Source organism: Noviherbaspirillum denitrificans, assembly GCF_002211445.1.
Taxonomy (GTDB): Bacteria; Pseudomonadota; Gammaproteobacteria; order Burkholderiales; family Burkholderiaceae_D; genus Noviherbaspirillum; species Noviherbaspirillum denitrificans.
On the sequence record NZ_LSTO01000015.1, the window covers coordinates 1 to 19,387 of the forward strand.

The following is a 19,387-nucleotide window of genomic DNA, read 5'->3' on the forward strand; positions in this document are numbered from 1 at the left end:
CCCCCGCCCCGACCTCGGCGCGCTGGCATAAGGAGATCGCATGCCATCTCATCGACTGTTCATTGGCGGGGATTGGGTGCATGGCAGCACCTGCCGCGTCGTGCGCAATCCGTCGGACCTGGAGGATGTGGTCGGCGAGTACGACTGCGGCGATGCCGGCCATGTTGACCTTGCGGTGCGGGCGGCTGCGGCGGCACTGCCCGCTTGGTCGCACAGCACGCCACAACAACGCTTCGATGCGCTGGACGCCATCGGCAGCGAAATCCTGGCACGCAAGACGGAGCTGGGTACGCTGCTGGCGCGCGAAGAAGGCAAGGTGCTGGCCGAGGCAATCGGCGAGGTGGCGCGGGCCGGCTACATTTTCAAATTCTTCGCTGGCGAAGCACTGCGCATGGAGGGCATGTCCGTGCCTTCCGTACGCCCTGGCGTCGAGGTAGTGACATCGCGCGAAGCTGCTGGCGTTGTCGGACTGGTGACGCCATGGAATTTTCCCATCGCCATTCCCGCATGGAAGACGGCGCCCGCGCTGGCCTGCGGCAATACTGTCGTATTGAAGCCGTCGGAACTGACGCCCGGCTGCGCGTGGGCACTGGCCGACATCATCTCGCGTGCCGGGCTGCCGCCGGGCGTGTTCAACCTGGTGAACGGCGGCGGCGACGCCGGCGCAGCGCTGGTTGGACATCTCCTCGTGAATGCAGTCAGCTTTACCGGATCGTCTACTGTCGGCCGCAAGATTGCCATGCAATGCGCGGCGGACGGCAAGCGCTGCCAGCTGGAGATGGGCGGCAAGAATCCCTTGCTGGTAATGGACGACGCCGACCTCGAACTGTCTGTCGCCTGCGCCGTCAACGGCGCGTTCTTTTCGACCGGTCAGCGTTGCACAGCGTCGAGCAGGATCATCGTGACACCGGGAATTTATTCGCGTTTCGTCGAGGTGTTGGCAAGCCGTACACGCACACTGCGCGTCGGGCATGCGCTTGCGCCCGGCACCGAAATCGGCCCGGCGGTCGACGAGCGGCAACTGGAAAAGAACCGCAGCTACGCCGCGCTGGCGGAACAGGAGGGCGGACGCGTGCTGGCTGCAGGACAGCTCCCCGACTCCGCCCATCGCGGCCACTACTTCGCGCCGCTGCTGGTGACCAACGATATGCCGGCTGCACGCCTGAACCGGGAAGAAGTATTCGGGCCGGTCGCCACCGTGATGCGCGCGCATGACTTCGACCACGCACTGGAGCTGGCTAATGACACGCCATTCGGCCTGTCAGCCGGGATCTGCACGCAATCCCTTGCGCTGGCTTCGCGGTTCCGGCAAAAGGCGCAGGCGGGGATGGTCATGGTCAATGCGCCCACCGCTGGCGTGGACTATCACGTCCCGTTCGGCGGAGCCAAGGCGTCCAGCATGGGGCCGCGGGAACAGGGCCGGGCGGCGCTGGAGTTCTATACGAAGGTCAAGACGCATTACATCGCGCCGTAAGTCCGACTGCGCATGATTTCCATCATCGACACCCGTGCGGACGGCGCGCGCATGCGGCTGGTACTGGAAGGCGGCCCTGACCTGGGCCGCGGCCCGCTTTCCAAGCGGGCGCAGTGCCTTCTTCAGTGGCATGAGCACTTCCGCGTTGCCGTGCTGGCTGATACCAGGGATACCCCGGGCATCGCCGGCGCACTGTTATGTGAACCGCACGCTCCCGGCTGCAGCGCGGGGCTGATCGTCTTCGACTCCGACGGCCTTCTGCCGCTGTCCGGGGCAGGTTTGGTCGGACTGACCTTGGCGCTCGCCCGGTTGGGACGAATCGTCGCAGGGAGGCACCGGTTTGAGACTGCCTCCGGCATGGTCGACGTCCTGTTGCACGGCGACGGCAGTGTCTCCATTCCCGGCGGCCGGCAGGGGAGCGCGGAAGGCGTCTATTCACCGGCAGCCTTCAGCCACGCGGGAATTTCAATCCATTCATATAAAAGCACCGAACGCTTCTTGCGCCCGGGCCAGTGGAAAGGACGATCCAGGTCGTGCTTCCGTACGGCTGCAGTTCGTTAAATCCCACCTGCAGGCATCCCTGTTACGCAAGCATTGAAGCACTCGAGATCAAGCAGCGGTTTACCCGTCAGATCGCCGAAATGCCGCGGAGCCATATACCGAATAATAGGAGCGCCTCTCTTCCCACCATCGCCCGCTCGGGGACCTAAATCCATTTTCCGAACTAACTGCACGCGGCACTTCCATGCCCTCTTGCACAAGTAGCCGCATCAATGAACCGCTGCAAGCTAGCAGAAATATGAGTCAACCGCTTGCAGTTAGTTCGTTGTATAGGCTAGAGTATGACTTAGCGTTTTAGCCTGCGCTTCCCCGCCCTGCCAACCTTTGCCCCGATTCGCCCATGACGAACCACTCGCTCTTCTCGACCCCGGAAGCGCAGTCGCTCGAAGAGCGGCTGATGCACTGCTTTGAAGAATGGCTCGCCGATCGCCAGTCTGGCTCCGGCAGGGCCAGGTCGCATCGCCCGCTGAGTGACAAGTCCGCCGCCGTCTACCGCGACATGTGGCGCGCCTTTGCCGTCTTTTGCGCCGACCGCTCGCTCGGCCTGCACCAAGTCGAAGCAGCCGACCTCGCCGCCCTCCTCCGCTTGCGCGCGGCGATGGCATCCGGTGACTCGGCGAATCGCGCAACGGCGCACAGGCAGCTGAACTTGCGTTATGCCCGCCGCTTCCTCACGCTGATCCAGTGGGTGTCCGGTTTCCAGGACGACGCCGTTGGCGGTCGCGCGAACCAGGCGGCGCGAACGATGCTGGAGCAACCGCAGTACAAGTACGCGAATGCGTCGGACAAGGATCCCCTGCCCGATTTCCTCACCGATGAACAGGCTGACCGCCTGATCGCCTTCATCACGCAACCGGTCGCCGACGATGCCGACGACGCTTCCATGAAATGGAATGCGATGCGCAACCGCACTGCTGCCGCCCTGATGATGGGCGGAGGCTTGACCCCGGGTGATGTGCGGAACCTGCTGCTGGACGGTGTTGCCACCCAGGCCGGCATTCCCTGGAAATTGTCCTTACCCGGGAACGGAAATTTCCCCGCGCGCGAAACCCCGCTGGCACCGTGGGCCGGCCGGCAGCTGGCAGCATGGCTGACAGTGCGCAAGGAGCATGGGATCGCCGGCGACTTCGCCCTTCCGGGACGGCGCTCGGGCAGCCAATGGTCGGAGGTGGGTTGTTATGAAACGACACGCGACGTACTCGAGCAGGCGGGACTGGGCGATCTGAAGGGCGGCGTCTTCAAGCTCAGGCACACGTTCGCGCTGCGCCAGCTTGCAAATGGCCGGGAAGAAAAGGATGTCGCACGCTGGCTTGGACTGCTGGACATCAATGGCATGGCGCGCTACCGCCGCGTGCTGCATGCGCCGGTCGAGGTGGTGTAGCCGGCGCGAAACGACCGGATCTGGCAAACTGAAAAGTCACGGTGAGCTGCACGGTGAGGTGACCACCCGGTGCACGCACGGCTCGCCATATTTTCAATTCAAGCGTCGAGGCAAGTTCAATCCAATGAAATCGTTTGTGATATTCAAAGTCGGCGATACGTTTCCGAGTCTCTCGGCGCAGCTGGGTGATTTTGACCGCTGGATCATCAATGGCATCGGTCCCTCCACACTTCCAGTGACGGTAGTTGACCCACGTACGGAAAATGCACTGCCCGACATGGACAAGGTCGCCGCCGCCGTCGTCACCGGCTCGCACAGCATGGTGTCCGATCGCGCGCCGTGGAGCGAGAATCTGGCAGCGTGGCTGCGTTCGGCAGTGGAAGAAAATATTCCCGTGCTCGGCATCTGCTATGGCCACCAGCTCCTTGCACACGCGCTTGGCGGCGAGGTCGGCTACCACCCAGACGGCATCGAGCTTGGCACAGTATGCGTTTCCCGGACCAAGGCCGCAAACGACGACCCGCTGTTTGGAGGCTTGCCCGACGAATTTCCGGCTCACGTCGTGCACCGGCAAAGCGTCCTCCGCCTGCCCCCAGGAGCCGTTCGGCTGGCATGCAACGATTTCGAGCCGCACCACGCATTTCGTGCAGGTGAGATCGCGTGGGGTGTGCAATTCCATCCGGAGTTCAGCGCGGATGCAATGTCAGGCTATGTCACTGAGCTGACGGATGCGTCAAAGCCGGGCGCGCTTCCGCGCGATTCCATTTCAGGGCAAGTACGTGCGACATCGGAGGCAGCTTCACTGTTGCCGCGGTTCGCAAGTCTTGTCGCGAAGCGCATGGATGCGCAAGCTTGAAGCGGAATCACGCCGCAATGGATTGAAACGCCGCTTCAATATCGGCGGCCGTTTCCTGAAGATGCTTCAGGAACACGGACGCAATCGGGGACAGGCGTTTTCCTTTCGGGTAAAGCACCCACCAGTTCGAATGGATCGGCATGCCTTTCACAGGCAAGATCGCCAGCGACTCGGCTTCGAAGTGCATGCCGAGCGCATGGACGGAGATGATGCCGATACCCAGTCCACTTGCAACGGCCTGTTTCACCGCCTCGTTACTTCCCAACTCAAGCCGCACCTTGGGCTTGAACCCGTTTTCCCGAAAGAAGGCGTCGCAAGCAAGCCGGGTTCCGGATCCGGACTCGCGCAAAATGAATGATTGCTCTGCCAGTTCCTGCAGTGCCAGCCTTTTCTTGCGTTTGAATGCGTAATCCGCCGGCACGATCAACACCAGCGGGTTCGAGAGAAACGCATACCGTTCGAGTTCCAGGTCTTCCGGCGGCATCGACAGGATGTTCAAGTCATCCATGTTCTGGCGCAGACGCGCGACAACGCCGTCACGATTGAGCACCTGCAGCGAAATGTCGATCTCAGGATACTGGGCGCAAAAGCTGCCGAGGATGCGCGGGATGAAATACTTCGCCGTACTTGCCACCGCCACGCGCAAGCGTCCCTTGGTGTGGCCTTTCATCGCTTCGATCGACTGCTCGAAACGCGCCCAATCATCAGACATGCTGCGCGCGGTTTCTGCCAACTGCTCGCCCGCGGACGTCAGATAGAGCGTCTTTCCCACTTGCTCGTACAGCGGCAAGCCAACCGCGTCGGACAATTCTTTCAGCTGCATGGAAGCCGTGGGCTGCGTGATGTGACAGGCTCTCGCCGCAGCCGTCACGCTGCGATGCTCGGCCAGTGACAGAAAGATCTGCAGTTGGCGGAAAGTGACATGCATAGATAATTCTCTATATATTGTATAGATATTATCGATTTTACTAGATATTCCGCAGGAAATATGATGCCGCGGCCCTCAACAAACGTGCAACGCGTGTATGCAGAATTTCCTCGATCCAGTCATCTTGTTTTTCCTGTTCGGCATGTTCGCCGGGAGTGTGAAGTCCAACCTGGAAATCCCGCCACAGATTGGCCGGTTTCTGTCGCTGTACCTGCTGATGGCGTTAGGACTCAAGGGTGGATTCGCACTGGCGAAGTCCGGTCTGGGCGCTGACATCCTGACGCCGCTGGCATGCGCAATTTTTTTGGCATTCTCGATTCCGCTGATTGGCTATTGGCTGCTCAAGAAAATCCTCCGCAGCTTCGACGCTGCCGCATTGGCGGCGACCTATGGCTCGGTCAGTGCCGTGACCTTCATCACCGCCACGCAGTACCTGGACAAGCACGACGTGGCGTTTGGTGGGCACATGGCGGCGGCGATGGCATTGATGGAATCCCCCGCGATCCTGGTGTCCCTGGTGTTTGCCAGCGTGCTGCGACAGCGCGAGGTTGCGGCATCCGGATTCACTATCTCCCAAGGCGCCGTCGTGCTGGGTGCCGGAAACGGCCCTGCCCTGCCCTCGCTAAAGAAGGTTGTCCATGAAGCGCTGACCGACGGCACGCAGTTGCTTCTGCTCGGCGCGCTCCTGATCGGATTGCTGACGGGAGAAACCGGCAAGGCGGCGATGCAACCGTTCTCCGGTGACCTGTTCAAGGGAATGCTCGCATTCTTCCTGCTGGACATGGGCCTGCATGCCGCCCGCAGCTTGAAAGAGGTGAACCGCGTCCCAGCCGCACTCTATCTCTACGCCATTGCCGGGCCGCTCCTTCATGCGCTGCTGGCGCTCGTTCTTTGCCGCCTGCTCGCTATCAACATGGGAGACGGCATCCTGCTCATGGTGCTGGCCGCAAGCGCGTCTTATATCGCGGTCCCGGCGGTGCTGCGCCATGCCATGCCCGAGGCGCGCATCGCGCTGTATACCGGCCTGCCGCTCGCCATTACATTTCCATTCAATGTATTGGCAGGAATCCCGCTCTACGCCTATTTGGGGAGCAGCGTCCTCCGCTAGGTAATCGGGGCCGCCCTCGCCGGTGGCCCGTTCGTTCGCGACTCTTGACCTTGATCAAGCATCCCGAAGGCCGCCGCGCATCGACATTGTTCATCGTCTCCGCTTGTGAGATCTTTCCCGGCTCGTTGAAAAAGCCATGAAGCAGATGAACATTTCCCCCACCGATTTTCTTGAATGGACCGGTTGCGTCACCGGAGTTGTCGGTTCAGTCATGCTTGCGATGCGCCATGCGAAAGCGGCGTGGGCGTTCGTCCTGTATCTCGTTTCCAGCTGCGCGTGGATCGCTTTCGGCATCATGACCGAAGCACCGGGCCTCATCACCATGCAGGTCGTATTCGTCGGTACAGCCCTTGTCGGGATTTATAACTGGCTCATCCTCCCGCGTCGGACGGAAAAGCCGTCGCCTTCCCGCTGACGCGTTCGCAAACAGGTCACGTGCTATCCCATCGGGCAGACCGGCATTGCACCCATCGGAATCCCTCGTGCTTCGTGATCGAGGCGATCTCTATCGGCCCGCCCACGGTCTTCGGACGCGGCACTGAGAATCGAATGAAGCCTATCGTCGTTTCGGCGAGGTAACGCGCCAGGTCGATGGCGTCCTGAATCGGCATGGCTTCGACAAACAGCAATTCATACAGGTCGGGGACAAGCTTTTCACGCAATTCCGCTGCCTGGTCCGCAGCGAGGCCGTGTTTGACTGCCATCTCGTTGAATCGGGTCCCCAGACCGAATACCAGCCGGTCGAGCGCTTCGTACTCGCCATCCCACCGCAAGCCGAACTGCTGCTCGGACTGGATGCACACTGCCGGCGGGCACGTGCCGCCCATCAAGCTCACTTCCCATACTTCCGCGAGCGGGCGGCCTGCCGAGTAGCCGCAAACACGCAACTTGGTCCAAGTGCTTGCTCCATGCGGAACGGACTTTTCCTCGAAAAGAAACTCGCGGATTTTCAGCGCGATGCCCTCGATGGTGTAACTATCCGGATCGATCTTCCAGTCCGGATAGCTACAGCCTTCATCGGCGAAACGCTGTCGCAGGTCCTTCAGCAGGGTTTCGATCGACTCGTTTCCGATTCCACCCGCCCCGGTTACCATCGCCCCCACCGGCAAGCCTTCCGGGACATTCACGATCTTGCGCGAGTTGTTGTAGATCATCCCGCTGGCGAATGAGCTCGCGCTATCGGCCGCCATGACGACGCCGTCGTTGATCTTGACGGATACGAGCACTGTCATATTATTCCCTGCTCGATTTCTTCATGATGGCATCGACATCGGCCTTGGCCCGATGCTGACTGCTCCCCTCGCGGTACAACATGCCGCCGATCCTGACCAGCGACTCGAATGTTTCGTCCGGCAGTCTTCCGTGCGAATCGGCAAGCAATCGGGCCAATTCTTCAATGACGATGGCGATCATCGTCCCCGATTCTTCCAGTGCGATCGTCCCGGCATGCTGCCTGAACATTTCTGATACGCGTTCCAGGGTCATTGCGCCTCCAGCCATGAACATTCAGTGTACGCCTGATCATCCCTGCGAGAGCATCCCCTGGCGAAATACATGGCGTCATACACCTTGGCAACTTTCAGAAGCCACCGAACAAATAAGACCGAATTCGATAGGTATCTTCGGACTTTGCCTGTATAGTGGTTTTGCGCTTCTCTCATTCGTCCGATGTAACCGCGCTGTTCCGCACCTTCATCGAAATCACCATACCGCTCTTCCGCTGGCGCAGGCCGGCATTCAATGACGGCATCCTGTGCGGTGCGGATACGGGAAGGGCCAGCTTTCGCAGGCGGGAAAAAGGTCCTCGATCGGTACAATTTCCTCGCATTGCTCGGCGCCGACATGGTAAATCGCACTGCCGATTTGAATCAGTTGCGCCAGGTCGCTGTCGCGCATGCGCCCCGAAAGCGGCTCAAGGCAGGCGGCCAGCTTGGCGGCGATCGTGACACCATCTCCCTCGAACTGACTTTCCTTGCGCATCATCAGCGCCATGATTTCAAACTTGGTCATGCTAGACACTCCCAAAGGGATAGGGTCAAGCATGATACGTACCCGCACACAGCACGCTCCATGTTCATCTGCCCAGGGACGTGCTGCATCACCCACGCAGAAGTCATTGAAAGAATATCGTGAACTATTCATCCAGACTCCCTCATCTATCCGACGACGGCATTGCCTTTACGGTCGTAGTCGACTCCGTCGCGCGCGAGTGCCTGATCACGCTGCAGGCCTTGGTTACGCTGTCCTCATTCAAGAGCGAAGACACCGATAACGACATGATGGAAATCTTCCATGCGTACGAGCCGAACATCAACGGCGTTGCGCGTCGTCTGGCGGCCGCCGGCGTGGCCGGCAATCCGCTGGTCTTGCGTCCCGAGACCTTCAGTCCGCCGCGCACAATGTAAAAACCGCCACGAACCGGATATAGACTGGCGCATGGAGCGCGGACGCGAACGCGGTTTCTCGGCGACTACCGGGCCGCGATGGAACGGTATACCTGCATCGCAGCACGTTCAAATTACGCAGGCCGGGCGTAAACACCGTCGACCCAACTGGAAATCACCGCAGCCAATTGCTCCGGCTGCTCCAGTGGAATCATGTGCCCGGTATCGTCCACAATCTCGAGCACGGCGTTCGGAATACTGTCGCGCAGTTCTACCGCCTCTTCAGGCGACCTGAATGCATCCTGTGCGCCTGCAATCACCAGCGTGGGGCAGCGAATCGCGGAGGCGGGAATGTCCGCCCGACGAAGGGCGGACTGCGTTGCAAAAGCTGTGTAGCCCAGGCCTGCGGACATCGCCCTGATGCGGCCGACAAGCACGTTGTCGCGTGAACGGTCGGGATGAAGCGACCGCGCAACCGCTCTGGCGCCAAGGCCCATGAATGTCGCTGGAGAGCTTGCACGTACCGCAGCCTGCTTCTGCGCGATCTGCTCTTCCGTGTCTTCGCGCAGGGAGCTGGCGATGATGACCAGCGCGGTGACGCGCTCGGGAAATCTTGCGGCGATCTCCCTCGCCACATAGCCACCGAGCGAGAAGCCGATGAGGACAAAGCGCTCCGGCGCTTCCACTGCGATCCGCCGCGCGATGTCCTCGATGGAGGCGCCGCCCTCCAGTCTTGCCCGCTGCAGGTTCCAGCCGGCGGGCAGATGCGCGGCCAGGTCATCCCACATGGATTCATCGAGCATGAATCCGGGAATCAGGACGGCTGAAACCTCATTGCCGGTCATATCGCATCCTCATGACGTTCGTATCCGGCTATTTGACTTCAAAGTTTGTCCAGAGAAGAAGTTCCACCTTGCGATTGGCGTCGCGAAGATTCACCTCGACCAGCCATGCTCCCGCAGGATCACCCGGATCGGCGGAAAAGTTGATGACGGGTGCCGCGAGGCGCAGGTTGTATGGATTGCCGGCGATGGGTCCGGTAAAACAGGTCAGGTCTTTTTGGGACAATGCAATGTCACCGGTTGGCCCGATGATCTCGAGGTCGCAACGGACGTTGGCGTAGCCGTTTTCCGTGAGGGGATTGGCGAAGAAGGTCAGGATGAAGACTTTCTTCCCGTAGGGAACGATGCCGGCCTTGGTGAAGCCGGGTTTGGTTTCGGGAGGAGTCATCCACTTCTTTTCCCAGTCTTCGTCCGTTGTCGCAAGCAAGGCACCCGCGAAGCCGCGCGCGGACTTCATCGACTCGCTCTCCTGAACGGGCTTGCCGCTTTCGTCCCGCCAGGCGCTTGGTTGCGATAGCGCTGCGCCTGAGGCCAGCAAAGCCGCCAGTGCAGTGAAACGAAGTTTCTTCATGGTCAGGAAAGACATGGGTATGTCCGCACGAGGCGTCAGGTGGGAACAGCGACATTGTCTCCCGAAACCACGATCCTGTTGCGCCCTTCCTTCTTGGCACAATACAGCGACGCATCCGCGCATTCGACAAGCGCCTCCGGCTGCGGGCAATTGTCGGGATAGGTAGCGATACCCGCCGAGAACGTCGCGCCGATCTTGTCCCGGCTCAGCAGGACCGAGGTGGTGGAAAACGCGATTCGCCACTGCTCGGCACGCTCTTGCGCCGCCTGTGTGCCCATCGATGGCAGGAGCACCAGGAACTCTTCGCCGCCGAAGCGGCAAACCACGTCGGAGGCACGCACCCCTTCCCCGAGGATGGAACCAAGCAGCCGCAGCACTTCGTCACCCGCCTGGTGCCCGTACGTATCGTTGATTTTCTTGAAGTGGTCGACATCGATCATCACGACACTGAGACTGTGGCCATCCCGCTTGCAGCGCGCTATCTCGCGCTCCAATGTGGCGTCGAAGAAGCGCCGGTTGAACAGTCCCGTCAACGGGTCGCGATTGGCCTGCTCGCGCAACTGCGCTTCGAGTGCACTGATCTGTTCGAGCTTGTGCATCAATGCCTGCTCGTTGGCGCGGATCTGCTCGCGCGCCTCATGCAGGCTGACGGCACGGTGATAGGCACTGTCGGCCACGACCAGCACATAAATCGAGATCGTGAGGATGCTGAGGATGGTCGCCGGCCAGCCGGTCTCCGGGGAAAAATGAAACCCGCCCGCCACAATGGCCACCAGTGCGCCGGCCGTCATTGCCGCAATCGCCTGCACAAAGCCGGGCTTGCCACGGAAGACCGTCATGTTGACGGTGACCGTCACGAGGAAGATGAAAGTGATCCAGATCGGGAAGCCGAGTACTGCCGCCCACACGCCGAAGCAGAAGCCGTCGAGGAGCAGGTTGTTCATCTCTGCCCGCATCGGGCGGCTGGCGCGGCGCGCGTACAAGTACACGAGCTGCGGATAGGCGAAGTATTGTGCAACCAGCAGCACCCAGGTGAGCGCTCCGGTTTCCTTTGTCACCAGATGGGAAACCATCGTGCCAAACAGGAGAAGGCCGCACCATGTCCGGTTGCGGCGATTCATCCTGACGACCCAATGCACGTTCTTTGTGTCGCGCTGCATAGTCGAATTCGTATTGGTTACCTGCATTAATATACCGCAGGTAACTTTTTGGCGAACTAGACGGCCGCGTGGCTCTCTTCAAAGTCTGCGCGGAGCGGCGCGGTGTCGTAGATGATGGTGAGCTTCGAGAATTGCTGCCGGTCAGCCGTCAATTCAAAGACATCGACGCACTCGAACTGAACGACCTTTCCACTCTTGAGCGTCCATGTGTAGTGGAAGTGCAAGGCAACCGACGGGGCATTCCCGCTGGGCACAAATATGTTCAGGAGCGTCGTGACCGAACGGTTGGTGTCGGCAAACAATTGACGATAGAAATTCCCGGCATCCACTAAGCCGTACAGCGGCGACAACACCGTTGCGTTTGGTGCAAAGAGCGAGAGAACATCCGCCAGGCTGCCCTTGTTCAATGCGGCGAGGTAGCGTTTGCATAGTTCTTCCGTACCCATATCCCCTCCTGCAAAAAGTCTCTACGGTATCACGACAATCCAGGCTGTTAAGAAAACCTTAAGGCGCCCGCCTCACCATGAAAACACTCAAGAAAAGGAGTTTTCATGCGTACCTTGTCTCGAACATTTTTCGTCGCTTCATTCCTCGTTGCAGCGGTTGCGCACGCATCGACGCCGGCGGAGCTGCTCGCGCAGTACAGCGCGCGTTCCGGCCAGCCACCGGAGCCGGCGCGGGGCCAGCAGTTCTTTTCCACCCGCCACGGCAAGGAATGGAGCTGCTCGTCGTGCCATGGCGCCACACCGGTTCAATCCGGGAAACACGCATCGACCGGCAAACCAATCAACGCGCTTGCGCCGGCATTCGAACCTGCCCGCTTCTCCGACCCAGCCAAGGTCGAGAAATGGTTTCGCCGCAATTGCAACGACGTTGTCGGACGCGAATGCACGGACCGCGAGAAGGCCGACGTGCTGAGCTGGCTGATCACCCTCAAGTGAATGGAGAATCGTTGTGTCCAACACCCTCACCACCATCTGCCGCACGGCGTTTCCCCTGTACGTGCTGCTCGCTGCATCGACGGCGCTCGCCGATGGCAGCCAGCAGGCGAGACACACGCCACCTTTACCGAAGTATCAGCAGGAGTGCGCGTCCTGCCATATCGCGTATCCGCCAGGGCTGCTTCCTTCCGCTTCGTGGCAAAGGCTGATGAACAACCTGCCGCGCCACTTCGGTGTCGACGCGTCGCTCGATGACGCCACCGTGAAGGAACTGTCCGCCTGGCTCACGCAACATGCAGGCACAGGCAAGCGCATGCAGAGCACGCCGCCCGAAGACCGCATTACCCGTTCGGCGTGGTTCCTTCGTGAGCATGACGAAGTGCCGGCGGCGACGTGGCAGCGCGCCGCAATCAAGTCGGCGTCCAACTGTGCCGCCTGTCATCCACGTGCCGATCAAGGAGCTTTCAATGAACACGACATCCGAATCCCCCGCTAACGCGTCAATGAACAACACCCCAAGCCGCGACATCCTCGTCTGGGACCTGCCTGTCCGCCTCTTTCACTGGCTGATGGTGCTCTGTTTCGCCGGCACCTACCTGACCGCGGAAAGCGAGCGCTGGCGGCTGGTGCATGTCACACTCGGCTATACGATGGCCGGCCTGGTGGTGTTCCGCCTTCTCTGGGGAATCGTCGGCACGCGATACGCGCGCTTCTCGAATTTCGTGCGCGGCCCAGCGGCGATAGCGCGATACGCGAGGTCCATGTTGCGTGGCAAGCCGGAGCACTATACCGGCCACAACCCCGCGGGCGCGGTCGCCATCGTGGCACTGCTGGTACTGGCGCTGTTCGTCACGGCGTCCGGATGGGGCACCTACAACGAGATCGCCGGCGACTGGGTGGAAGAGATGCACGAAGCCGCCGCCAACATCATGCTCCTTATCGTGGCCATCCACATTGCAGGCGTTGTGATCGGCAGCTGGCTGCACAAGGAAAACCTGGTGCGCGCGATGGTGAGCGGCCGCAAGACGGGGTCGCGGGAAGGAGGTATCCGCAGTGCCTGGCGTACCGTTGCCGCGCTCATGCTGGTGGCGGTGCTCGGCTTCTGGTGGCTGCAGTGGCAGGGCGCGCCGCCTGGCGGATTGATCGGTCCCCAGGCGCGCGCTGAAAGCAGTGCGCACGACGACGACTAAGTCCGTGCGACAATAAGGCATGCGCATCCTGCTCGCCGAAGACGATCCACTGCTCGGGGACGGCCTCAAGGCCGGTCTCCGGCAGCTTGGTTTTCAGGTCGACTGGGTGTGCGACGGCGCCGCGGCGGAACGCGAACTGCGCGCCCAACCCTATGCGGCGGCCGTGCTTGACCTTGGGTTGCCGCGACTCGACGGCCTGGATGTCCTGACCGCCATTCGCCGCGCCGGCCTCTCGATCCCGGTGCTCGTGCTCACTGCGCGCGATACGGTTCCGGATCGCATTCGCGGACTGGACCTCGGCGCAGATGACTATGTGATCAAGCCGGTTGACCTGCACGAACTGGCCGCGCGCCTGCGCGCGCTCATTCGCCGGGCCCACGGCCAGCCGCACGAAGTGCTGACTGCTCAAGACATCGAACTCGACCCCGCCGCACGCGTCGTGCGCAAATCGGGTTCGCCGGTCACGCTATCCACCCGCGAATTCGACCTCCTGCATGCGCTGATGCTGAGCGCCGGACGCGTACTGACGCGAGAACACCTCGAACAGCAGCTCTACAGCTGGGGACAGGAGATCGAAAGCAATGCAGTCGAAGTCCATATCCACAACCTGCGCCGCAAGCTCGGAAATACGCTCATACAGACCGTGCGGGGCGTCGGATATGTGCTGATGCGAAGCGCGCCAGGATCATGATCAGGCTGCCGCGTTCGCTGCAAGGCCAGCTGGTTGCACTCGTACTCGCGGTGGTGCTCGGCGTCTGGTGCGCGGTAGCCGCTATAACGTGGATCGACGCGCGCCATGAACTGGATGAGCTGCTCGACGGTCACCTGGCGCAGGCTGCGGCGCTGCTGGTGGCGCAACAGGCCGGCGAACTCTCGGACGATCATCACGACCGGGATCTGCCCGCGCTGCATCGTTATTCCCCGAAGGTCGCGTTCCAGGTGTTTCATGAAGGCAGGCTCGTGCTGCGGTCCGCGAATGCGCCGGCGAAGCCGATGATCGCGCGCGAAAAAAATTTCAGGAGCGGCTTCGACACGGTCACGCTTGACGGCGATGCATGGCGCGTCTTCGCCGCTTATGGCGCCGAACAGGACGTGCAAGTGTATGTCGGCGAACACGCCGGGTCCCGCATCGCGATCCTGCGTGCCGTGCTGCGCAGCACACTCTGGCCGATGGCGCTTGCCCTTCCCTTTCTTGGCCTCGCGATATGGTGGGCCGTCTACAGTGGCATCGCTCCGCTGCGCCGCCTCGGGTCCGCCCTTGCCTCCCGCCGTCCTGACACGCTCGATCCTGTAGCGCCAGGCAATACGACGACGGAAATTGTGCCGATTGTCGACGCACTGAATGACCTGTTCGGACGCATCCATGCGCTGCTCATGTCGGAGCGTCGCTTTACCGCTGATGCCGCGCATGAGCTGCGCACGCCGATTGCCGCCATCCGTGCGCAGGCACAGGTGGCATTGGCCGAGACAGACGACGCATTACGCAGCCGCGCCCTTCACCACACCCTGGAAGGCTGCGATCGCGCTGCACGCCTGGTGGAGCAATTGCTCATGCTGTCCAGGATGGATGCGAATACGGTGCCCTCGATGGAAAACGTTGACCTGACGTCGTTGTGCCGGCAGGTAGCGGGTGAACTTGCGCCTCGTGCAATTGGAAAGAACCAGGTACTCGCGTTCAGCGGCAATACGCCATGCATCATCCGCGGCAACGAAGCATTGCTGGCGGCACTGATCCGCAATCTCGTGGACAATGCGATCCGTTACAGCCCGGACCCGGCACAAGTGAATGTCTCTGTCGCACGACATGCGGACAAGGTCGTATTGAAGGTCGAAGACAGCGGACCGGGGATGTCCGAGGCTGACATCAGAAAATTGGGCGAGCGGTTTTTCCGGGTGCTTGGCACGGGCGAAAACGGCAGCGGCCTCGGGTGGTCGATCGTGCGGCGCATCGCCGCAGCACACAACCTTGAGCTTCAGGTCGGCCGCTCCGCGACATTGGGCGGCCTCGCTGTTTCCATCACCGGCCGGGCGCTCAAGGGATTCGACGATCAATAGGAAAAGTTGCTGAGCGCCCCATTGACGATATTGGCCTCAATGTACGGCAGGCTGGCCCAGTTGGAAAAGTTGAACGACTGGCTATCCGTGATTTTGCGCACGGTAATGCCGCGCATGGTCAGCGGCTTGCCATCCACGCAGGTTTCGGGTGCGATGGACGGCTGCACCAGGTAGGCCGTCCTTGAACCGGGCGCCCCGGGATTGCTCACCCGTTTTGCCGTTTGCGAACCTGAAGGTCCTTCGATCAGGAGCGCGGTTTGAATTGCCAGTCCGATTGCACGTGCGGCGTCCGCTGCACCGGCCATGCCGGAGAGGATGCCGCCGGCGCAGCCGGTGACGCCATCGGAGCGGACAAGGCGTGCCATGAACGTCATCAGGCGTCCCATCCGGTCGCGCTCATCGAGATGCGCGTCGACGATCGCTGTCTCGAGTCCAGGCGACACGATGAAGCCCGGGCTGGACAAGGGCTGCGGCTCGATCGTCATGTATTTGTTGAAGGGGTCGGCCAGCGCTTGTGCGGACGTCACGGAACCGCGCAGCGCGGCGAAGTCAAAGCGTGGCAGCACCATCATGCCGGCGGAGGTACCACCGACCGGCACATTGCGCGCACGCGCCTGCACCAGGGTCTGCTCAAGCGCCGTGCCGCGCCAGTCCTTGTAATAGTCGGACTGGTCGCCGCCGGCAATCCAGATGACATCGGCGCGGCCGACGATCTCATTGACCTTGGGATCGTTGGCGGCGGTCACCGACGGAATGACCAGTGTCTCTACCGATGACAGCCCGAGCGAGGCACCGCCGACCGAGCCTTGCTGGACTGTTCCGATGGAATTGCATGTCGGGTAGTTCGAGTAGTACACGTAACAGTTGTAGCCGTCCGCGCCTGTCGCGCGGATGATCACAAAGCGTCCGCCGCTGGTAGAGGTGATGCCGGCGCGGGTGATCATCCAGCGGAATGCCTCGTCAACGTCGGTGTCTCCGCCCATCAGGACCGTCGATGGTGACTTTGGCCGCTGGTGAATGTCCGGAATGCGCTCGGGATCGCCGGTGACATAGTAGTCATACGTGGTCTTGCCGCTGACATTCTTGCCGCCGCCCGAGATTTTGTCGGAACCGGCATGCGCCGGCAGGCAAATTATCGCGACCGCGGCGATGAGCGCACTGATCAGGCGGCGAGCACATGGGCGAAAGAGTGAATGCGGCATGATTGATCCTTGGTCTTGTTGCGTGCGCAAGTGCCCGTTCACTATGCCGTCACGCTGACCGGAACATCGTGCAACGCACTCGTCGTTTGAGGACTATCAATAAGACTATTGCCAGCAGGAACATTAGCGACGACACACTGTCGTTCAGTCTAGTCAAAAAGCCACTTCGCTACCAGGCGCGTATAGCGCGGCATGATCACATACACCATCAGGTAGACGATCACGACCGCAAGAATGAAATTGCTGATGATCGGGCGGCCAAGCAGCGGCACATAGGCGAACACGGGTTTGAATACCCAGGGCACGACGACGGTCAGCGGGAAGATGGCGGACAGGGTGATCAGGAATTGCTTGGACGGCCGTGCCTGCAGCCGACGTGTCGCCGGTGGGGTAAACCAGTACTCCAGGCCGGTATGAATGTCGAGTTCTTCCTCTTTGACGAGCGTCGGCCGGATCTCGTCGATGAATCGCTTGCGTGTCTCGGATTCGAGCCAGCTCTCCAGGTTCTGGCTGGAGTCAAAGCGCAGGACTATCGTGTAGTGGCCCGATGCGTCATGCGGACGAATGATATTGACGCCCATATGGCCGGTGAAACGCTGTGCTTCCGAGGCAATTTTCCTGAGCCATTGCTCATAGTCGTTTTTATCCTTCGCCTGCACCTCATGGCGAATCACCAATGAAGCGACGTTGTCATCGCGTGAATCCATCGTTACCTCCTGTGATTTCCATTTGGAGGACCGGCTGCGGCCGGCCCTCCTGACCTGTTTATTTGGATGACGTCAGTGTGCTATAGCTGCTGATCAGGTTGCGATAGTCCGGAATATGGTTCGAGAACAGGTTACCCAGGCCTTCAATATCATTGCGCCAGTCGCGATGCAGTTCGCAGGCGACACCGAACCAGCTCATGAGTTGGGCGCCCGCGCTGGACATGCGTTCCCACGCTGCATTGCGCGTGATTTCATTGAAGGTGCCGGAGGCGTCGGTAACGATGAATACATCGAAGCCCTCGGCGAGCGCGGACAAGGCGGGAAAGGCAACGCACACTTCGGTCACGACGCCGGCGATGATGAGCTGCTTCTTGCCGGTTGCCTTCACGGCCTTGACGAAATCTTCGTTGTCCCATGCATTGATCTGGCCGGGACGCGGAATGAAGGGCGCCTCGGGGAACTGCGCCTTGAGCTCCGGCACCAGCGGTCCGTTCGGCCCGGACTCGAAGCTGGTGGTCAGGATGGTCGGCAAATTGAAGTATTTCGCCAGGTCGCCCAGGGCGAGCACGTTGTTCTTGAATTTGTCCGGATCGATATCGCGCACGAGCGACAGCAGACCGGCCTGGTGGTCGACCAGCAGGACAGCGGCGTTGTTCTTGTCGAGGCGTTTGTAAGGGGTAGTCATGGCAAGCTCCTAAGGTAGGGGGAAGGCGCTTCCAGAGGAAGCGCATGGTGAAACACAGAATGTTCGGATAGGCGATTAACCCGCCGGCGCGATGTGGCCAAAGTTGCCGTTCTTCAGGTCCTGCATGGCTTGCCGGATCTCTTCGTCGCTGTTCATGACGAAGGGACCGTATCCAACGACCGGTTCGTCGATCGGCTCGCCGCTGAGGACAAGGACGACAGCGTCGGCCTTCGTAGCAATGTGCAGGTCTTCGCCATTCATGCCGGCCAGCGCCCATTGCTGGGCGTGGACGATATTGGTATCACCAGCCTGGACCGCGCCGTGCAACACGACAATCGCGGCAGTGCGGCCGCTCTTCAGCGGCAGCACTGTCTCTTTGCCGGCCGCCAGTCGAAGGTCCCAGACATCCATGTCGGTGAAGGTCCTGGCTGCGCCCTTGCGATCGCCGAAGTTGCCCGCAATGAGACGTACCACTCCTGCATCGTCCGGCAGCGGAACGACGGGAATGTCGGCCTGCAGGATGGCTTGGTAGCCAGGCGCTGCCATCTTTTGGCGCCGCGGCAGGTTCACCCATAGCTGGACCATTTCCAGTGTTCCGCCGGCACGCGAAAACGCTTCCGAATGAAATTCTTCATGCAGGATGCCGGCGCCCGCGGTCATCCATTGGACGTCGCCGGGGCCGATGCTCCCGCCCGCGCCAGTTGAGTCGCGGTGCGCGAGTTCGCCCTTGTACACGATGGTGACTGTCTCGAAGCCGCGATGCGGATGCTGCCCCACCCCGCGCAGACGTTGCGACGGGGAAAAATCCGCCGGACCGGCATGATCGAGCAGCAGGAAGGGACTCAGGTGCTGGCCGAGGGTCTGATAAGAGAACAGGGTACGGACCGGGAAGCCGTCGCCAACCCAGTGCTGGTGCGGCGCGCTGTAGATGCCAAGAATGTGCTTCATGATTGCCTCCAAACGATGAGGATCATCATATGAGCGCAACAATCCGAGCGGTAGTGCGTTAAAGTGGCGTCAGTGTTCTACTGAAGGAACAATGATGGATGACTTGAACGACCTTTTCTATTTCGTGCAGGTCGTCGACCGGGGCGGATTTACCCAGGCCGGCCGCGCGCTGAACATGCCCAAGTCCACACTCAGCCGGCATATCGCGGCACTGGAAGCGAAATACGACGTGCGCCTGATACAGCGCTCGACGCGCCATTTCTCGGTCACCGAGACCGGGCGGGAGTTTTATGAGCGCTGCGTGGCGGTCCTGGTGCAGGCGGAAGCGGCGCGCGAAGTCATGGAGCGCAAACGCTCCGAGCCGCAGGGGATAGTGCGCCTGAGCTGTCCGACG

Annotated in this window: 25 protein-coding genes; 13 read left to right on the top strand and 12 right to left on the bottom strand. The window is 60.9% G+C overall.

What is annotated here, in order from left to right; translation table 11 throughout:
• Nucleotides 1–40: 40 nt before the first annotated feature.
• The 4 genes from AYR66_RS26820 (at nucleotide 41) to AYR66_RS26835 (ending at nucleotide 4,272) form a co-directional block, all read left to right on the top strand.
• Nucleotides 41–1,474 carry an aldehyde dehydrogenase family protein gene (locus AYR66_RS26820; RefSeq protein ID WP_088710591.1) on the top strand — a complete coding sequence of 478 codons (1,434 nt, stop codon included), beginning with the start codon at nucleotides 41–43 and terminating at the stop codon, nucleotides 1,472–1,474.
• Nucleotides 1,475–1,486: 12 nt separating this feature from the next.
• A complete protein-coding gene (locus tag AYR66_RS26825) occupies nucleotides 1,487–2,035 on the top strand; it encodes a proline racemase family protein (RefSeq protein ID WP_088710592.1) in 549 nt (182 codons plus the stop codon).
• A 340-nt stretch (nucleotides 2,036–2,375) separates the two neighbouring features.
• Nucleotides 2,376–3,416 (top strand): tyrosine-type recombinase/integrase, encoded by a 1,041-nt coding sequence (locus AYR66_RS26830; RefSeq protein ID WP_088710593.1) that lies wholly within the window; start codon nucleotides 2,376–2,378, stop codon nucleotides 3,414–3,416.
• A complete protein-coding gene (locus AYR66_RS26835) occupies nucleotides 3,394–4,272 on the top strand; it encodes a glutamine amidotransferase (protein WP_234815099.1) in 879 nt (292 codons plus the stop codon). The genes AYR66_RS26830 and AYR66_RS26835 overlap by 23 nt, the downstream gene beginning before the upstream one ends.
• A 7-nt stretch (nucleotides 4,273–4,279) precedes the next feature.
• On the opposite strand, the gene AYR66_RS26840 is transcribed toward AYR66_RS26835, so the two are convergent.
• The gene (locus AYR66_RS26840) at nucleotides 4,280–5,200 is read right to left on the bottom strand and encodes a LysR family transcriptional regulator (protein ID WP_088710595.1); all 921 of its coding nucleotides are present in this window, start codon (nucleotides 5,198–5,200) and stop codon (nucleotides 4,280–4,282) included.
• 97 nt (nucleotides 5,201–5,297) lie between these two features.
• Here AYR66_RS26840 and AYR66_RS26845 point away from each other — a divergent pair, with 97 nt between their 5' ends.
• Nucleotides 5,298–6,308 (top strand): sodium-dependent bicarbonate transport family permease, encoded by a 1,011-nt coding sequence (locus tag AYR66_RS26845; protein WP_088710596.1) that lies wholly within the window; start codon nucleotides 5,298–5,300, stop codon nucleotides 6,306–6,308.
• Nucleotides 6,309–6,444: 136 nt separating this feature from the next.
• Nucleotides 6,445–6,723: a hypothetical protein gene (locus tag AYR66_RS26850; RefSeq protein WP_234815100.1), complete on the top strand. Its 279-nt coding sequence runs from the start codon at nucleotides 6,445–6,447 to the stop codon at nucleotides 6,721–6,723.
• Nucleotides 6,724–6,739: 16 nt separating this feature from the next.
• On the opposite strand, the gene AYR66_RS26855 is transcribed toward AYR66_RS26850, so the two are convergent.
• The 3 genes from AYR66_RS26855 to AYR66_RS26865 form a co-directional block, all read right to left on the bottom strand.
• Complete coding sequence (locus AYR66_RS26855) at nucleotides 6,740–7,540, bottom strand: hypothetical protein (RefSeq protein WP_088710597.1); 801 nt, start codon at nucleotides 7,538–7,540, stop codon at nucleotides 6,740–6,742.
• Between the two features lies 1 nt (nucleotide 7,541).
• On the bottom strand, nucleotides 7,542–7,793 hold the full coding sequence (locus AYR66_RS26860; protein WP_088710598.1) for a hypothetical protein: 252 nt from the start codon (nucleotides 7,791–7,793) through the stop codon (nucleotides 7,542–7,544).
• Nucleotides 7,794–8,045: 252 nt separating this feature from the next.
• Nucleotides 8,046–8,351, bottom strand: coding sequence for a hypothetical protein (locus AYR66_RS26865; RefSeq protein ID WP_141104344.1), 306 nt, complete (start codon nucleotides 8,349–8,351; stop codon nucleotides 8,046–8,048).
• Nucleotides 8,352–8,437: 86 nt separating this feature from the next.
• Here AYR66_RS26865 and AYR66_RS26870 point away from each other — a divergent pair, with 86 nt between their 5' ends.
• A complete protein-coding gene (locus AYR66_RS26870) occupies nucleotides 8,438–8,713 on the top strand; it encodes a DUF1488 family protein (protein WP_170942393.1) in 276 nt (91 codons plus the stop codon).
• Between the two features lie 113 nt (nucleotides 8,714–8,826).
• Here the strand turns inward: AYR66_RS26870 and AYR66_RS26875 are convergent, their stop codons facing one another.
• Genes AYR66_RS26875 through AYR66_RS26890 form a run of 4 tightly spaced genes read right to left on the bottom strand, consistent with a single transcriptional unit; the run spans nucleotide 8,827 to nucleotide 11,711 of the window.
• Nucleotides 8,827–9,537, bottom strand: coding sequence for an alpha/beta fold hydrolase (locus AYR66_RS26875; RefSeq protein WP_088710601.1), 711 nt, complete (start codon nucleotides 9,535–9,537; stop codon nucleotides 8,827–8,829).
• 28 nt (nucleotides 9,538–9,565) lie between these two features.
• A complete protein-coding gene (locus AYR66_RS26880; RefSeq protein WP_088710602.1) occupies nucleotides 9,566–10,120 on the bottom strand; it encodes a hypothetical protein in 555 nt (184 codons plus the stop codon).
• A 20-nt stretch (nucleotides 10,121–10,140) separates the two neighbouring features.
• The gene (locus AYR66_RS26885) at nucleotides 10,141–11,265 is read right to left on the bottom strand and encodes a sensor domain-containing diguanylate cyclase (protein WP_170942394.1); all 1,125 of its coding nucleotides are present in this window, start codon (nucleotides 11,263–11,265) and stop codon (nucleotides 10,141–10,143) included.
• A gap of 56 nt (nucleotides 11,266–11,321) precedes the next feature.
• Nucleotides 11,322–11,711, bottom strand: a complete 390-nt coding sequence (locus AYR66_RS26890; protein WP_088710604.1) for a nuclear transport factor 2 family protein — start codon at nucleotides 11,709–11,711, stop codon at nucleotides 11,322–11,324.
• Nucleotides 11,712–11,816: 105 nt separating this feature from the next.
• Here AYR66_RS26890 and AYR66_RS26895 point away from each other — a divergent pair, with 105 nt between their 5' ends.
• Genes AYR66_RS26895 through AYR66_RS26915 form a run of 5 tightly spaced genes read left to right on the top strand, consistent with a single transcriptional unit; the run spans nucleotide 11,817 to nucleotide 15,451 of the window.
• Entirely contained in the window at nucleotides 11,817–12,206 is a 390-nt protein-coding gene (locus AYR66_RS26895) for a DUF1924 domain-containing protein (protein ID WP_088710605.1), read from the top strand.
• A 55-nt stretch (nucleotides 12,207–12,261) separates the two neighbouring features.
• Nucleotides 12,262–12,702, top strand: a complete 441-nt coding sequence (locus tag AYR66_RS26900; protein WP_420093147.1) for a diheme cytochrome c — start codon at nucleotides 12,262–12,264, stop codon at nucleotides 12,700–12,702.
• Nucleotides 12,674–13,396, top strand: coding sequence for a cytochrome b/b6 domain-containing protein (locus AYR66_RS26905; RefSeq protein ID WP_088710607.1), 723 nt, complete (start codon nucleotides 12,674–12,676; stop codon nucleotides 13,394–13,396). The genes AYR66_RS26900 and AYR66_RS26905 overlap by 29 nt, the downstream gene beginning before the upstream one ends.
• A gap of 19 nt (nucleotides 13,397–13,415) precedes the next feature.
• Nucleotides 13,416–14,087 carry a response regulator gene (locus AYR66_RS26910; protein ID WP_088710608.1) on the top strand — a complete coding sequence of 224 codons (672 nt, stop codon included), beginning with the start codon at nucleotides 13,416–13,418 and terminating at the stop codon, nucleotides 14,085–14,087.
• Nucleotides 14,084–15,451, top strand: coding sequence for an ATP-binding protein (locus AYR66_RS26915; RefSeq protein WP_170942395.1), 1,368 nt, complete (start codon nucleotides 14,084–14,086; stop codon nucleotides 15,449–15,451). Before AYR66_RS26910 ends, AYR66_RS26915 begins: the two co-directional genes overlap by 4 nt.
• Here AYR66_RS26915 and AYR66_RS26920 read toward each other — a convergent pair.
• From AYR66_RS26920 to AYR66_RS26935, 4 genes are all read right to left on the bottom strand, one after another.
• Complete coding sequence (locus AYR66_RS26920; RefSeq protein ID WP_088710609.1) at nucleotides 15,445–16,653, bottom strand: cyanophycinase; 1,209 nt, start codon at nucleotides 16,651–16,653, stop codon at nucleotides 15,445–15,447. The genes AYR66_RS26915 and AYR66_RS26920 overlap by 7 nt on opposite strands.
• A gap of 149 nt (nucleotides 16,654–16,802) precedes the next feature.
• Nucleotides 16,803–17,360: an antibiotic biosynthesis monooxygenase gene (locus AYR66_RS26925; protein WP_088710610.1), complete on the bottom strand. Its 558-nt coding sequence runs from the start codon at nucleotides 17,358–17,360 to the stop codon at nucleotides 16,803–16,805.
• Between the two features lie 58 nt (nucleotides 17,361–17,418).
• On the bottom strand, nucleotides 17,419–18,045 hold the full coding sequence (gene ycaC, locus AYR66_RS26930; protein ID WP_088710611.1) for an isochorismate family cysteine hydrolase YcaC: 627 nt from the start codon (nucleotides 18,043–18,045) through the stop codon (nucleotides 17,419–17,421).
• A gap of 75 nt (nucleotides 18,046–18,120) precedes the next feature.
• A complete protein-coding gene (locus AYR66_RS26935) occupies nucleotides 18,121–18,993 on the bottom strand; it encodes a pirin family protein (RefSeq protein ID WP_088710612.1) in 873 nt (290 codons plus the stop codon).
• A 94-nt stretch (nucleotides 18,994–19,087) separates the two neighbouring features.
• Here AYR66_RS26935 and AYR66_RS26940 point away from each other — a divergent pair.
• Nucleotides 19,088–19,387, top strand: a 300-nt coding sequence (locus tag AYR66_RS26940) for a LysR family transcriptional regulator (protein ID WP_141104345.1), incomplete at its 3' end; no start/stop codon positions are given.

Excerpts from the sequence above, each read along its gene's own strand:
- AYR66_RS26820 (WP_088710591.1), top strand. The coding sequence starts at position 41 with ATGCCATCTCATCGACTGTTCATTGGCGGGGATTGGGTGCATGGCAGC.
- AYR66_RS26825 (WP_088710592.1), top strand. The coding sequence starts at position 1,487 with ATGATTTCCATCATCGACACCCGTGCGGACGGCGCGCGCATGCGGCTG.
- AYR66_RS26830 (WP_088710593.1), top strand. The coding sequence starts at position 2,376 with ATGACGAACCACTCGCTCTTCTCGACCCCGGAAGCGCAGTCGCTCGAA.
- AYR66_RS26835 (WP_234815099.1), top strand. The coding sequence starts at position 3,394 with ATGCGCCGGTCGAGGTGGTGTAGCCGGCGCGAAACGACCGGATCTGGC.
- AYR66_RS26840 (WP_088710595.1), bottom strand. The coding sequence starts at position 5,200 with ATGCATGTCACTTTCCGCCAACTGCAGATCTTTCTGTCACTGGCCGAG.
- AYR66_RS26845 (WP_088710596.1), top strand. The coding sequence starts at position 5,298 with ATGCAGAATTTCCTCGATCCAGTCATCTTGTTTTTCCTGTTCGGCATG.
- AYR66_RS26850 (WP_234815100.1), top strand. The coding sequence starts at position 6,445 with ATGAAGCAGATGAACATTTCCCCCACCGATTTTCTTGAATGGACCGGT.
- AYR66_RS26855 (WP_088710597.1), bottom strand. The coding sequence starts at position 7,540 with ATGACAGTGCTCGTATCCGTCAAGATCAACGACGGCGTCGTCATGGCG.
- AYR66_RS26860 (WP_088710598.1), bottom strand. The coding sequence starts at position 7,793 with ATGACCCTGGAACGCGTATCAGAAATGTTCAGGCAGCATGCCGGGACG.
- AYR66_RS26865 (WP_141104344.1), bottom strand. The coding sequence starts at position 8,351 with ATGCTTGACCCTATCCCTTTGGGAGTGTCTAGCATGACCAAGTTTGAA.
- AYR66_RS26875 (WP_088710601.1), bottom strand. The coding sequence starts at position 9,537 with ATGACCGGCAATGAGGTTTCAGCCGTCCTGATTCCCGGATTCATGCTC.
- AYR66_RS26880 (WP_088710602.1), bottom strand. The coding sequence starts at position 10,120 with ATGTCTTTCCTGACCATGAAGAAACTTCGTTTCACTGCACTGGCGGCT.
- AYR66_RS26885 (WP_170942394.1), bottom strand. The coding sequence starts at position 11,265 with ATGCAGCGCGACACAAAGAACGTGCATTGGGTCGTCAGGATGAATCGC.
- AYR66_RS26890 (WP_088710604.1), bottom strand. The coding sequence starts at position 11,711 with ATGGGTACGGAAGAACTATGCAAACGCTACCTCGCCGCATTGAACAAG.
- AYR66_RS26895 (WP_088710605.1), top strand. The coding sequence starts at position 11,817 with ATGCGTACCTTGTCTCGAACATTTTTCGTCGCTTCATTCCTCGTTGCA.
- AYR66_RS26905 (WP_088710607.1), top strand. The coding sequence starts at position 12,674 with ATGAACACGACATCCGAATCCCCCGCTAACGCGTCAATGAACAACACC.
- AYR66_RS26910 (WP_088710608.1), top strand. The coding sequence starts at position 13,416 with ATGCGCATCCTGCTCGCCGAAGACGATCCACTGCTCGGGGACGGCCTC.
- AYR66_RS26915 (WP_170942395.1), top strand. The coding sequence starts at position 14,084 with ATGATCAGGCTGCCGCGTTCGCTGCAAGGCCAGCTGGTTGCACTCGTA.
- AYR66_RS26920 (WP_088710609.1), bottom strand. The coding sequence starts at position 16,653 with ATGCCGCATTCACTCTTTCGCCCATGTGCTCGCCGCCTGATCAGTGCG.
- AYR66_RS26925 (WP_088710610.1), bottom strand. The coding sequence starts at position 17,360 with ATGGATTCACGCGATGACAACGTCGCTTCATTGGTGATTCGCCATGAG.
- ycaC (WP_088710611.1), bottom strand. The coding sequence starts at position 18,045 with ATGACTACCCCTTACAAACGCCTCGACAAGAACAACGCCGCTGTCCTG.
- AYR66_RS26935 (WP_088710612.1), bottom strand. The coding sequence starts at position 18,993 with ATGAAGCACATTCTTGGCATCTACAGCGCGCCGCACCAGCACTGGGTT.